Genomic DNA, 12,811 nt, shown 5'->3' with positions numbered 1-12,811 from the left:
ACCGGGTTGGTTGGTCCGTTTGTTGCTTGATTTGTCCACCTTTAACTTGAAAGTCTGATCCATGAACAGTTCTTTTCCTGTCCTGACCCGTCGGCAGCTTGGTTCGGTGGCGGGTGCTTCGGCACTGGCCTTGAGCCTGGGTTCGGTCTCTGCACTGGCCGCCACGCCGGTCGACACCCTGGTAGTGGCGTTTGCTTTTGACGACATGATCACCCTGGACCCCGGTGAAACCTTTGAGTTGTCCACCTCCGAGATGATTGGCAACACCTACAGCCAGTTGGTGCGTTATGAGGTGACTGACCCGACCAAGCTGTACGGTGATCTGGCCAAAAGCTGGAAGGTCTCGGACGATGGCAGGACCTACAGTTTTGAGCTCAAGCCCGGCCTCAAGTTTGCCTCGGGCAACCCGCTGAGCGCCGAAGACGTGGTGTGGTCCCTGCAACGCGCGGTGATCATGGACAAAAGCCCGGCTTTTATCCTGGGGCAATTTGGCTTTACCAAGGACAATGTCAAGGACAAGATCAAACAGACCGGCCCTTTGAGCCTGACCATCGACACCGACAAAGCCTACGCACCGACCTTTGTGCTTAACTGCCTGACGGCTACCGTGGGCTCGATTCTGGACAAAAAGCTGGTCTTGTCCAAAGAGGTCAATGGCGACCTGGGTGCCGCCTGGATGAAGACCAACTACGCTGGCTCCGGCCCGATGAAGGTGCGTGAATGGCGCCCCAACGAAGTGCTGGTGCTCGAGCGCAATGACTTCTACTATGCCGACAAGGCCAAACCGGCGCGTGTGATCTACCGCCACATCAAGGAGTCCGCCACCCAGCGCCTGATGCTGGAGAAAGGTGATGTGGACATTGCCCGCAACCTCACGCCGCAAGATCTGGCAGCGGTCACTGCCAACAAGGGCATCTTGACCACCGCCAGCCCCAAGGGCACGGTGTATTACATCAGCCTGAACCAGAAAAACCCGATCCTGGCCAAGCCCGAGGTGCGCGAAGCGCTCAAGTGGTTGATGGACTATTCGGCCATTGGTGACACCATCCTCAAGGGCATTGGTGTGATCCACCAGAACTTCCTGCCGGTGGGGATGCTTGGTGCCAGCACGGTGAATCCGTACAAGCTCGATGTGGAGAAGGCCAAGGCCTTGCTCAAAAAGGCCGGTTACCCCAATGGTTTCAAGATCACCATCGACATGCGCACGGTGCAGCCGGTGCAAGGCATCACCGAGGCTTTCCAGCAGACGGCCAAACGTGCGGGCATCGACATCGAGATCATTCCCGGAGATGGCAAGCAGGTGCTGACCAAGTACCGTGCCCGCACCCATGACATGTACATTGGCCAGTGGGGCACCGACTACTGGGACCCCAACTCCAATACCGACTTTGTGCGCAACGCCGACAACTCGGACAACGCCAAGGTCAAGTCACTGGCCTGGCGCAACGCCTGGGATGCGCCAGCCCTGTACATGCAGGCCGATGCAGCGGTGCTGGAGCGTGATCCGGCCCGGCGCAAGGCGATGTACGAAAAAATGCAGGCCGAGTTCCGTGCCACCAGCCCCTTCATCATGATCTACCAGATGACCGAAGTGGCGGCATACCGCAGCAATGTGAGCGGCTTTCGTATCGGTTCCACCTCGGACACCAACTACGTCTACCGCGCTGCCAAGCGCTGATGTCTGACCTGAGTGGCGTCACCCTGCGGCGGCGCCAATTGATGCCATGAAATTTTCCCGAGCCCTGGGGCGGTTTGCCCTGGCCATCGTGCTGACCTACCTGGGTCTGCTGGCGGTGACTTTTTTTATTGGCCGTGTGATTCCGGTGGACCCGGTGCTGGCGGTGGTGGGTGACCATGCGCCCGAGGCAGTGATGGCGCGGGTGCGTGAGGAGATGGGCCTGAACAAGCCGGTGCTGGAGCAGTTTGGCATTTACGTGGCCAAGGTGCTGCGCGGCGATTTTGGCACCTCGGTGCTGACCTCGAACCCGGTGCTTGACGACATCCAACGCACCTTTCCCGCCACCTTTGAGCTGGCCACCTTGGGCATTTTGATTGGTGCGGGATTCGGTGTGCCGCTGGGTGTGTGGGCGGCGGTGCGCCGGGGCGGGCTGGCCGACCAGCTGGTGCGGGTGATGGGCCTGATTGGGTACTCGGTGCCGATTTTCTGGCTGGGCCTGATGGCGCTGGTGCTGTTTTACGCCAAGCTCGATTGGGTGGCCGGGCCGGGGCGGGTGGATGTGACCTATGAGTACATGTTCACACCCAGCACCGGCATCTTGCTGCTTGACACCGCGATGCAGGGCCAGTGGGAGGCGTTTCGCAATGTGTTCTCGCACCTGATCCTGCCCGCCAGTCTGCTGGGCTATTTTTCGCTGGCCTACATCAGCCGCATGACACGCTCCTTCATGCTCAATGAACTGAGCCAAGAGTATGTGGTGGCAGCACGCGCCAAGGGCCTGTCCGAGGCACGCATCATCTGGCGCCATGCGCTGCGCAACGCGATGGTGCCGCTGGTCACCGTGATCACCCTGTCGTATGCCGGGCTGCTGGAGGGCTCGGTCTTGACCGAGACGGTGTTCGCCTGGCCGGGCCTGGGCCTGTACATCACCAATTCACTCCAAAACGCCGACATGAACGCGGTGCTGGGTGGCACCCTGGTGGTGGGCTCGGTGTTTATTGGTCTGAATTTGTTGTCCGACCTGCTGTACCGCACGCTGGACCCGAGGACCCGTCAACGATGAGCAGCCAACCCGAGATGACGATTGCGCAAGCCGGTGGCTTGCATGCCTGGCTGATGTCGGAACACCCAAGCTCGCGCCGACAGGCGGCATTGGGCCGGGCCTACAGTGGCTGGCGCAGCTTTGCACGCAACCGGCTGGCTTTGCTGGGGCTGCTGATTGTGCTGGCGCTGGTGGGTGTGGCGATTTTTGCCAACCAGCTGGCACCGTTTTCCCCGTTTGAGGGTGATTTGCGCAGCACACGCTTGTTGCCTCCGTCGTTCGTGAACTGGCTCGGTACCGACGACCAGGGGCGCGACATCCTCTCTCGACTGATTTTTGGCTCGCGCATCACGCTGTTTGTGGTGTTTCTGGTGGCGGTGCTGGCCGCGCCGATTGGCCTCTTGGTCGGCACCGTGGCTGGTTATGCCGGTGGCTGGGTGGATGCCATGCTGATGCGCATCACCGACATTTTCCTGGCGTTTCCGCGGCTGATCCTGGCGCTGGCGTTTGTGGCGGCACTCGGGCCGGGGATCGAGAACGCGGTGATTGCGATTGCCATCACATCCTGGCCCGCCTACGCGCGCCTGGCGCGGGCCGAGACCCTGACCATCCGCCAGACTGACTTTATTGCTGCAGTGCAGCTGATTGGCGCCTCACCCTGGCGCATCGTGTTTCGGCACATCATGCCGCTGTGTGTGTCCTCGGTGATTGTGCGGGTGACGCTGGACATGGCGGGCATCATCCTCACCGCAGCAGGCCTGGGCTTTCTGGGCCTTGGCGCGCAACCCCCCAGTCCTGAATGGGGCGCGATGATTGCCAATGGCCGCCAGTATGTGCTTGACCAATGGTGGGTGGCAGCCGCCCCTGGCGCGGCCATCTTCCTGATCAGCCTGGCGTTCAATTTGTTGGGTGATGGCCTGCGTGATGCGCTCGACCCGAAAGGCGGTATATGAACTCACCCCCATGTTGCTCACTTCGTGTAGCGCCTACCCCCTTGCAGGGGGCGACACCAGTGACCCGGCAAAGCCGGTTCCACGGTGTCCCTGAAAGGGGGCAACGTGAGTGATGCCTTGCTTCAGGTGGACGACCTGCGCGTGTCCTTCCCGAACCGCGACGGCGGCTGGGTTGAAGCCGTGCGCGGTGTTTCGTTCACACTCGGGCGCGAGCGCCTCGGCATTGTGGGCGAGTCCGGCTCCGGCAAGTCTCAGACCGGGCGCGCCATCCTGGGGCTGACCGCACCCGAGGGCCGGGTCAGCGCCAAACGCCTGGCTTTTAATGGTGTGGATTTGCTGAACTGCTCACCCAAGCAGCGGCGCGAACTGCGTGGTGGCCGTATTGCCATGGTGTTACAGGACCCCAAGTTTTCGCTGAATCCGGTGATGACGATTGGCAAACAGATCATGGAGACCCTGCTCGCGCACACCCGCGTCTCGGCGGCAGAGGCACGGGTACAGGCGCTCGCGGCGCTCCAATCGGTGCAGATTGACGATCCTGAACGGGTTTTTAAGCTCTACCCGCACGAGGTGTCCGGCGGCATGGGCCAGCGGGCCATGATCGCCATGATGTTGATTGCCAAGCCTGATCTGCTGATCGCGGATGAGCCCACCTCTGCGCTGGATGTGACGGTGCAGCTGCAGGTGCTCTCCATCCTGGACAAGTTGGTGGTGGAGCGTGGCATGGGGCTGGTGTTTGTCTCGCACGATCTGCGGCTGGTCTCCAGCTTTTGTGACCGCATTCTGGTGATGTACGCGGGCAAGGTGGTCGAAGAGCTGCAGGCTGGTGGCCTGGCGAACGCCAAACACCCCTACACACAAGGTTTGCTCAACTGCCTGCCCAAACTCGGCGACGACCGGCATCCCTTGCCAACGCTGGATCGCCAACCGGAGTGGGCCTTATGAGTGTGACCTTTGAGGAGCAGGTGGTGCCTAGCTTGACAAGTCCTGGTCAGTCGGTCGGTTTGGAAGTGCAGCATTTACACGTCCAGTACGGCGACTTTGTGGCGGTGGCCGACACCAGCTTCCAGGTCTTGCCCGGTGAAAGTTTTGGCATTGTGGGTGAGTCCGGCTCGGGCAAGTCCACGGTGTTGCGCGCGATCTGTGGCTTGGCGCCCAAAACCGGCACGGTCCAGCTGCTGGGCCAGGCCGGGCAAAGTTTGCCCGCACCGGGTAGCAAGCCATTCAGACGGCTGGTGCAGATGGTGTTTCAGGACCCTTATGGTTCCCTGCACCCGCGCCACACGGTGGACCGGATTCTGGCCGAGCCGCTGGTCATTCATGGGCTCGATGATGAACAAGCCCGTATTGAGCGGGCCTTGGACGAGGTGGGCCTGGGCCGGGGTTTTCGCTTTCGGTACCCGCACCAGCTCTCGGGCGGGCAGCGTCAGCGTATTGCAGTGGCGCGTGCGCTGATTCTGGAGCCGCAAATTCTGCTGCTGGACGAACCGACCTCGGCGCTCGACGCCTCGGTGCAGGCCGAGGTGCTGAACCTGCTGGAAGACCTGCGTCAGCGCCGCGGTTTGAGTTTCATCATGGTCAGCCACGACTTGGCGGTGGTAACCCATTTGTGTGACCGCCTGATGGTGATGCAGCGTGGCCAGACCGTGGAGCTGCTCAGCTCGGGCGATTTGGCGGCGCATCGCGTCACAGACCCCTACACCCAAAACCTGATGCTGGCCTCGGGCGGCTTCAGGCGCAGCGCTGTGGGCTGAGGCAGTTGCTGCCGTGTTTTGAGCATGAAATGACCTTTTAGCCCTTATCCGATAAGGGCTGGTTGCTATACAAGTTGCGTTATCGTAGGCGCTTGTGTTGTAGATCAACAAAGTGTGGATGGCTGGCCTGCTCTTGGGTATCCACGGCTGAATAGCTGGAAAATGTTGATTTTGTCAATTGCCATCTAACGGAATATACAAAAATATGATATTATTTGACAATAATTTCAACAGGAATCAGCATGACAGAGGGCACAGTCAAAAAGTCGTTTTGCACAACCCGCGAGGCTGCGGTTTTGCTCGGCGTGTCGGTCGGCACGGTGCAGCTGTGGGTGGAAAGTGGTCTGTTGCAGGCCTGGAAAACCTCGGGCGGTCACCGTCGGGTGCTGCGTGATTCGATTGACGGTTTGCTGCACAAAGGGGTGGATGTGTTATCCCCCGTCAGCATCGACCCGGCGCCTGCTGCGACAAGCCGCCCGCTCAATGTGCTGGTGGTCGAAGATGACGACAACCTGCTGCGTCTGTACAAGGCGCGTTTGAGTCTCTGGCCGATCAAACCGGTGGTCAGTCTGGCCGACAACGGTGTGACCGGTTTGCTCATGATGGGGCGCAGCAACCCGGATTTGCTCATCACCGATCTGGACATGCCGGGGCTGGATGGGTTCAACATGCTGCGGGTCTTGCACCAGACCCCGGAGATGCGCCACGCCACCATCGTGGTGGTCACCGGCCTGGATCCGGCCGAGGTGGAACGGCGTGGTGGTGTGCCTCCCGGTGTCGAGGTCTTGCCCAAACCGGTTCCCTTTGATCGGCTGCTGGCGATTGCCACCGCCGTCAGCAAACAACGTCTGAGTCCGGGTCAGGTCGCTTGAGCCATGGGCCGCAAGATTGAGCAGCTGGCCATGCTCCATCCTGCGGACAGCCCCTTGGCCACAGGGCCTGACGGGCCAAGCGTTGCATCCGTTCCCACCATTCTGATGGTGGATGATCACCCGGCCATTCGGCGCTTGCTGAGGGTGGCGCTAGGCAACACCTTTCGCATCATCGAGGCTGAGAGTGGTGTGGACGCACTGGCAGCGATACAGCGCGAGCACCCCAGGCTGGTCCTGCTGGATGTGATGATGCCCGGTGAGCTGGATGGCTTGCAGGTGCTCGATGCCATCCGGGCCGACCCTAGCCACCGTGACACGGTGGTGGCCATGCTGTCAGCGCGAGGGCAGGCGCAGGACAATGACAGCGCACGTTGCCGCGGCGCAGACGCCTACTTTGTCAAACCCTTCAGTCCCTTGCAGGTGGTGTGCTGGGTCAAGGACAAACTCAAGCAGTCTGAGACACGACTTGGTTTGAAGGAGACACCATGAGCACACATCAGCCGCGCAGCCGGCGTGAGAACAAGCCAAGCGTGACGCCACCCGGTGCTGTAGCCACGGCGCAGGTGTTGGCCGATGTGTTGGCCTTGGCGCCTGAGGCTTGGGTGGCTTTTGACCGGCTGGGTTGTGTGAACCACGTCAGCCCCAAGTGGGTGTCTTTGACCCAGCTCCCGGCCGAACAGATACAAGGCCTGGATGAAGTGCAGTTTTGGCAGCTGCTGTCCAGCCGGTGTGCCTCAGCCCTGGACCAGGCGCAGCTGCAGCGGCGCCTGGCTGAGCCCGATTCACATGTGCCCCTGGTGCTGGACTTCGTCCAACCGCCGGGCGCGGTATTGCAGGTCACGCAGACCGGCAGTGATAACAGCACGGTGGCCAAGCTGCTGTGTTTTCGGGATGTGTCACAAGTGGTGGCGCGCGAGCGGCGCTTAACGGCTTTTTTGGCCAAGGCCGCCCATGAGTTGCGCAACCCGCTGGCCAATATCCAGGGTTTTGCTGAGGTATTGCTCCACACCGACAACGACGAGGCCAGCCGCCGCGAGTTTGTGGGCATCATCCACCAGCAGTCGCAGCAGTTGACCGAACTGCTCAACGAAGTGTTCACCCTGGCGCACATCGAGGTGCACGGCTACACCCGCCTGCAGCTGTCGGCCATTGCGTTGCCTTCTTTGGTGCAGTCGGTGCTGGATGGTTTGGTGTTACCCGAGGGGCGCGAGAAAGCCAGCCTGACCCAGACCGATGCGGATCTGTGTGTTTGGGTGGACGCCAAAAGAGCCAGCCAGGCGATTTTGCAGGTGCTCTCCAACGCCTACAAGTTTTCTGCCGCAGGTAGCGCGGTGACGGTTCATCTGGAGCAGGTGAGAGCCGCTTCGGCGCATTCTGAAGTGGCCGTCCACATCCGTGATCATGGTGTGGGCATGAGTGCAGAGCAGATGGCGCAACTGGGCCAGCGTTTTTACCGGGCGCCAAGCGCGTCCAAGCTGCCTGGCAGTGGTTTGGGTTTCTGCATCGTCCAGGAAATTTTGCGGCTGCTTGATGGCCGCCTGGAGGTTCAAAGCACCCCCGGCCAGGGCACCCGCGTGAGCCTGTATTGGCCAGCCGCTCAGGACAGATCGACCTAGCGCGTTTGACCCAGTACCGTGCTCTCTGCGGACGGATCACTTTTGCGGGTACGCTCAGGGGGTGAGCGTGTTGTTGTTGACAGGAGTGTTGGCCATGTATCTGTTGGGTTTGGGCTTGATCTTGCTGGTGTTGAAATACATCGAGTGGGGTCCGGTGGCGCTGTGGTCCTGGTGGCTGGTGCTGGCGCCGTTTGCGCTGGCGGTGATCTGGTGGGCTTGGGCAGATGCCTCGGGCTACACCAAGAAAAAAGCCATGGAGCGCGACGACAAACGCCGTGACGAACGCCGTGCCCGCACCAAAGAGGCACTTGACGCCACTTACCAGAAGCGCCGGCGTTGACGCTTAGACCACGGGGCAGGGCGCTGACCCCTCTGGTCGGATGGCCTTGGCGCCTGGCGTCCATGCCCTGTGCGACATAATCCCCCACTTGTTTTTCCAACGTTTTGAAGCCTTTTTTGGCGATCCATCACCATGCCTGTTTACCGTTCCAAAACCTCCACCGCTGGTCGCAACATGGCTGGTGCACGCTCCCTCTGGCGCGCCACCGGCATGAAGGATGGCGACTTCAGCAAACCCATCGTCGCCGTGGTCAACTCGTTCACCCAGTTTGTGCCCGGCCATGTGCATTTGAAAGACCTGGGCCAACTGGTGGCGCGCGAGATTGAAACCGCCGGTGGTGTCGCCAAAGAATTCAACACCATTGCGGTGGATGACGGCATTGCCATGGGCCATGACGGCATGTTGTACTCGCTGCCGAGCCGCGACATCATTGCCGACTCGGTCGAGTACATGGTCAATGCCCATTGCGCGGATGCCATGGTGTGTATCTCCAACTGCGACAAGATCACACCCGGCATGTTGATGGCGGCGATGCGCCTGAACATCCCGGTGGTGTTTGTCTCAGGCGGTCCGATGGAAGCGGGCAAAACCCGACTGCTGAACCCGGCCACCCAGACCATCGAACTCAAGAAACTCGACCTGATCGATGCCATGGTGATGGCGGCCGACGACAAGGTGTCGGACGCGGATGTGGCCGAAATCGAGCGCTCGGCCTGCCCGACCTGTGGTTCCTGCTCAGGCATGTTCACCGCCAACTCGATGAACTGCCTGACCGAGGCGCTGGGCCTGTCCTTGCCGGGCAATGGCACGGTGGTGGCCACCCATGCCGACCGCGAGCAACTCTTCAAACGCGCTGGCCACCTGATTGTGGAACTGTGCCAACGTTATTACGAGCAAGATGATGTGTCTGTGCTGCCACGCTCGGTGGGCTTCAAGGCCTTTGAGAACGCCATCACCCTGGATATCGCCATGGGCGGCTCGACCAACACCATCCTGCACATCCTGGCGATTGCGCAAGAGGCCGAGATCGACTTCACCATGGCCGACATCGACCGCCTGTCGCGTGTCGTGCCGCAGCTGTGCAAAGTGGCACCCAACACCAACAAGTACCACATCGAAGACGTGCACCGCGCTGGCGGCATCATGGCCATCCTGGGTGAACTTGACCGCGCTGGTAAATTGCACACCGACGTGCCCACGGTACACGCCAAAACCATGAAAGAGGCGCTGGACCAATGGGACATTGCCCGCAACCCGTCCGATGCGGTCAAAACCTTCTACCAGGCCGGACCGGGTGGCGTGCCCAGCCAGGTGGCGTTCAGCCAGGCCAGCCGTTGGCCCAGTCTGGATCTGGACCGTGCCCAAGGCTGTATTCGTTCGGGCCAACACGCGTTCTCGCAAGAAGGTGGTCTGGCGGTGCTGGTTGGCAACATCGCTTTGAATGGCTGTGTGGTCAAAACCGCTGGTGTGGACGATGCCTTGCTGGTGTTTGAAGGCCCGGCCCATGTGGTCGAGTCACAAGACGAAGCTGTGGCCCACATCCTGGCTGATCAAGTGAAGGCAGGGAACGTGGTGATCGTGCGTTACGAAGGTCCCAAAGGTGGCCCCGGCATGCAGGAAATGCTCTACCCCACCAGCTACATCAAATCCAAAGGCCTGGGAAAAGCCTGCGCGCTGCTGACCGACGGGCGTTTTTCGGGCGGCACCTCGGGCCTGTCCATCGGCCACGCTTCCCCTGAGGCGGCGGCGGGTGGTGCGATTGGTTTGGTGCGCAATGGCGACCGCATCCGCATCGACATCCCGAACCGCAGTATCAACGTGCTGGTGTCTGACGAGGAACTCGCCAAACGCCGGGTGGAGCAGGATGCCAAGGGTTGGAAACCCGTTTTGCCGCGGCCGCGCAAGGTGTCGGCGGCGCTCAGGGCGTATGCCAAGCTGGTGATGTCAGCAGACAAGGGCGCGGTGCGCGACCTGTCTTTGCTTGACGATTGATCAGCCTGGCTGCCCTGACCCATGCTGATTCATCCTGAGATCAACCCGGTGGCCCTGCAGTTGGGGCCAATTGCTGTGCACTGGTACGGCCTGACTTATCTGGCGGCCTTTGGGCTGTTCATGTGGCTGGGCAATTTGCGTCTGCGCCATGAGCCGTTTGCCTCGCTCACTGGCGCACAGGCCTGGAGCAAGCGTGATGTGGAAGACATCCTGTTCCTCGGTGTGATGGGTGTGGTGCTGGGTGGGCGCATCGGTTACTGCCTGTTTTACAAGCCCGACTATTACGCCGCCAACCCGCTGGAGGTGTTTGCGGTGTGGCAGGGCGGCATGAGTTTCCATGGTGGTTTGCTCGGGGTGATTGCCTCGATGCTCTGGTTTGCCCACAGCCGAAAACGGCCTTGGTTGCAGGTGGCGGATTTTGTGGCGCCCTGTGTGCCGACCGGTCTGGCGGCAGGGCGCATGGGCAACTTCATCAACGGTGAGTTGTGGGGGCGGCTGGCCAGTCCGGACCTGCCCTGGGGCATGGTGTTTCGCGGTGCGGGAGACGCGCCGCGCCACCCTTCGCAGATTTACCAGTTTTTGCTCGAAGGTCTGCTGCTGTTTGTGCTGCTGTGGCTGTACGCCCGCAAACCGCGCCAGCGCGGGCAGGTGGCGGCGGCTTTCTTGTTTGGGTATGGCGTGTTTCGTTTCATCGCCGAGTATTTCCGCGAGCCCGATGCCTTCCTGGGGCTGCTGGGACTGGGTTTGAGCATGGGCCAGTGGTTGTGTCTGCCGATGATCTTCGGCGGTATTGGTTTGTGGTTGTGGGCCCGTGCCAACTCACCCAAGGTTTAAGGAAAATCATGCTCTAGCCCTTATGTAAAAAGGGCTGGCAGCTACACTTTGCATAGTTAACTCGGCGTCTTCATCCGTTCAAGCTTGATCTCATGCCAGGCCATATCCGTTACCAACAAGACCCGCTGGTGGCGTCTGTCACGCTGGTCTACCCCGAACGTTTTAACACGATGTCGCGCGCCATGTGGGCTGAGCTGCGCACGGTGGCACAGGCCATCCAGCGCCACGACACCGTGCGCTGTGTGCTGCTCTCTGGCGAAGGTGCCCACTTTTGCGCTGGTGGCGACATCTCCGAGTACACCTCCTTCCGTTTTGAAGAGGCCAGTCTGCGTCACTTTCATGAGCAAGAGGTGTGGGGCGCTCTGAGCGCTTTGCTGGCCTGCGACGTGCCCATCGTGGCGCAGATTGCAGGCAACTGCATGGGTGCCGGGGTCGAGATCGCCAGCTGCTGCGACATCCGCCTGGCAGCGCAGTCAGCCCAGTTTGGCGCGCCGATTGCCCGCCTGGGTTTTCCGATGGCGCCGCGCGAGGCCGCGCTGGTGGGCCGTGAAGTGGGCCTGGTGACGGCGCGCCAGATGCTGCTGGAGGCGGCGGTGTTGGGCGCACCCGAGATGTTGCAGCGTGGCTTTTTGAGCCAGGTGGTCGCGGATGATGACTTGGCAGCAAAGGCCCAGGCCACGGTGCAGCGCATCATCCGTTTGGCGCCGCAGGCCGCGCGCCTCAATAAACGGACACTTCGTGCTTTAAATCCGCTTCCAGCCCTTTTGGATCAAGGGCGGATTGCTACAAATACCACAGCATCCGGCGACCCGCTGCAACCACTGTTGGCCAGCGCTTATGCCTATGCCGACAGTGCAGAGCAGCTCGAAGGCATCACCGCGTTTCTGGCAAAACGTCCACCGGTGTTTTGAGCAGGTGCCCGAAGATGCTGGCTGCTTGTTCCTTGGAAAAAATGAGATACCACGCATGAGCCCTGCCTCGTTCAACCTCTACCAGGCCCTGCGCTCCGTGTTTCCGGCAGACCTGGACGGTACCGTGCTTGAGACTGACAACGGCCTGGTCTACACTTGGTCTGATCTGGAGCGTGGCAGCGCCAAACTGGCCAACTTCCTGCAGTCGCTGGATGTGCCACCGGGTGCACGGGTGCTGGTGCAGGTTGACCCATCGGTCGAGGCGCTGATGTTGTACCTGGCCAGCCTGCGGACCGGGCTGGTGTTTGTGCCGCTTGACATGGCCTGCCTGGGTGCTGAGGTAGCGTCTGTCATCGACGACGCCCAACCCGCCGTGGTGGTCTGCAACGCATCCCACTTTGGCTGGCTCAGCAAACTGGCCTTCCAGGCTGGCACCGCCTGGGTCTTTACCCTCAACAACGACCGCAGCGGCAGCCTGCTGGAGCGCGCGGCCCAGGCCTCAGACCAGCATAGCTCGGTAGCCAGTTTGGCCGATGACCTGGCGGTGATCACCTATACCCGCAACACCACTGGCCGCGCCCATAAGCTGCTGCACACCCACGCCGACCAACTCGGCCGGGAGGGGTTGCCGCTGCCAGGTCTGAGCTTGGCCGCTCAACAGGTTCTGAGCCGCCTCCAAGCTGAGCTGGCCAGGACCCAGTAGCCCACGCTGTGGCTCAAATGGCCTCGCCGGGCCAGGGACAAAGTGCCAAAATCTGCGGTGGGCGCCATGTCGCAGCACACAGAGTCGTTAGCATCATCGACACAAGACAAAGGGAC

The 12,811-nt window shown here is 61.0% G+C and carries 13 protein-coding genes; all 13 read left to right on the top strand.

The annotated features are described in order from the left end of the window. The first annotated feature begins 61 nt into the window (after positions 1-61). The 13 genes from RF819_RS16245 to RF819_RS16185 all read left to right on the top strand — a co-directional run bounded on the left by RF819_RS16245 (position 62) and on the right by RF819_RS16185 (position 12,695). Positions 62-1,678 carry an ABC transporter substrate-binding protein gene (locus tag RF819_RS16245; protein WP_078365940.1) on the top strand — a complete coding sequence of 539 codons (1,617 nt, stop codon included), beginning with the start codon at positions 62-64 and terminating at the stop codon, positions 1,676-1,678. 46 nt (positions 1,679-1,724) lie between these two features. Continuing rightward, entirely contained in the window at positions 1,725-2,741 is a 1,017-nt protein-coding gene (locus RF819_RS16240; RefSeq protein ID WP_078365939.1) for an ABC transporter permease, read from the top strand. Further along, on the top strand, positions 2,738-3,673 hold the full coding sequence (gene nikC / locus RF819_RS16235; protein ID WP_242472652.1) for a nickel transporter permease: 936 nt from the start codon (positions 2,738-2,740) through the stop codon (positions 3,671-3,673). Before RF819_RS16240 ends, nikC begins: the two co-directional genes overlap by 4 nt. Before the next feature lie 90 nt (positions 3,674-3,763). Beyond that, a complete protein-coding gene (locus tag RF819_RS16230; protein WP_207160684.1) occupies positions 3,764-4,618 on the top strand; it encodes an ABC transporter ATP-binding protein in 855 nt (284 codons plus the stop codon). After that, entirely contained in the window at positions 4,615-5,427 is an 813-nt protein-coding gene (locus tag RF819_RS16225) for an ABC transporter ATP-binding protein (protein WP_078365937.1), read from the top strand. The genes RF819_RS16230 and RF819_RS16225 overlap by 4 nt, the downstream gene beginning before the upstream one ends. Before the next feature lie 242 nt (positions 5,428-5,669). Then, a complete protein-coding gene (locus tag RF819_RS16220) occupies positions 5,670-6,299 on the top strand; it encodes a response regulator (protein ID WP_078365936.1) in 630 nt (209 codons plus the stop codon). 3 nt (positions 6,300-6,302) lie between these two features. Further along, positions 6,303-6,788, top strand: a complete 486-nt coding sequence (locus tag RF819_RS16215) for a response regulator (RefSeq protein ID WP_242472651.1) — start codon at positions 6,303-6,305, stop codon at positions 6,786-6,788. Continuing rightward, positions 6,785-7,915 (top strand): sensor histidine kinase, encoded by a 1,131-nt coding sequence (locus RF819_RS16210; RefSeq protein WP_078365935.1) that lies wholly within the window; start codon positions 6,785-6,787, stop codon positions 7,913-7,915. The genes RF819_RS16215 and RF819_RS16210 overlap by 4 nt, the downstream gene beginning before the upstream one ends. Before the next feature lie 94 nt (positions 7,916-8,009). Continuing rightward, positions 8,010-8,255, top strand: a complete 246-nt coding sequence (locus RF819_RS16205; protein ID WP_078366997.1) for a TIGR04438 family Trp-rich protein — start codon at positions 8,010-8,012, stop codon at positions 8,253-8,255. 132 nt (positions 8,256-8,387) lie between these two features. Further along, entirely contained in the window at positions 8,388-10,247 is a 1,860-nt protein-coding gene (gene ilvD, locus RF819_RS16200; RefSeq protein ID WP_078365934.1) for a dihydroxy-acid dehydratase, read from the top strand. A gap of 21 nt (positions 10,248-10,268) precedes the next feature. After that, positions 10,269-11,081, top strand: a complete 813-nt coding sequence (gene lgt / locus RF819_RS16195; protein ID WP_078365933.1) for a prolipoprotein diacylglyceryl transferase — start codon at positions 10,269-10,271, stop codon at positions 11,079-11,081. Between the two features lie 92 nt (positions 11,082-11,173). Further along, the gene (locus RF819_RS16190) at positions 11,174-11,992 is read left to right on the top strand and encodes an enoyl-CoA hydratase/isomerase family protein (protein ID WP_078365932.1); all 819 of its coding nucleotides are present in this window, start codon (positions 11,174-11,176) and stop codon (positions 11,990-11,992) included. A gap of 55 nt (positions 11,993-12,047) precedes the next feature. Continuing rightward, positions 12,048-12,695, top strand: a complete 648-nt coding sequence (locus tag RF819_RS16185) for an AMP-binding protein (protein ID WP_143541737.1) — start codon at positions 12,048-12,050, stop codon at positions 12,693-12,695. Positions 12,696-12,811: the final 116 nt, after the last annotated feature.

The organism is Rhodoferax fermentans (assembly GCF_002017865.1).
Lineage (GTDB): Bacteria > Pseudomonadota > Gammaproteobacteria > Burkholderiales > Burkholderiaceae_C > Rhodoferax > Rhodoferax fermentans.
Note: the sequence above shows the minus strand (reverse complement) of the source record. Positions and strands in the feature narration are given on the sequence as shown.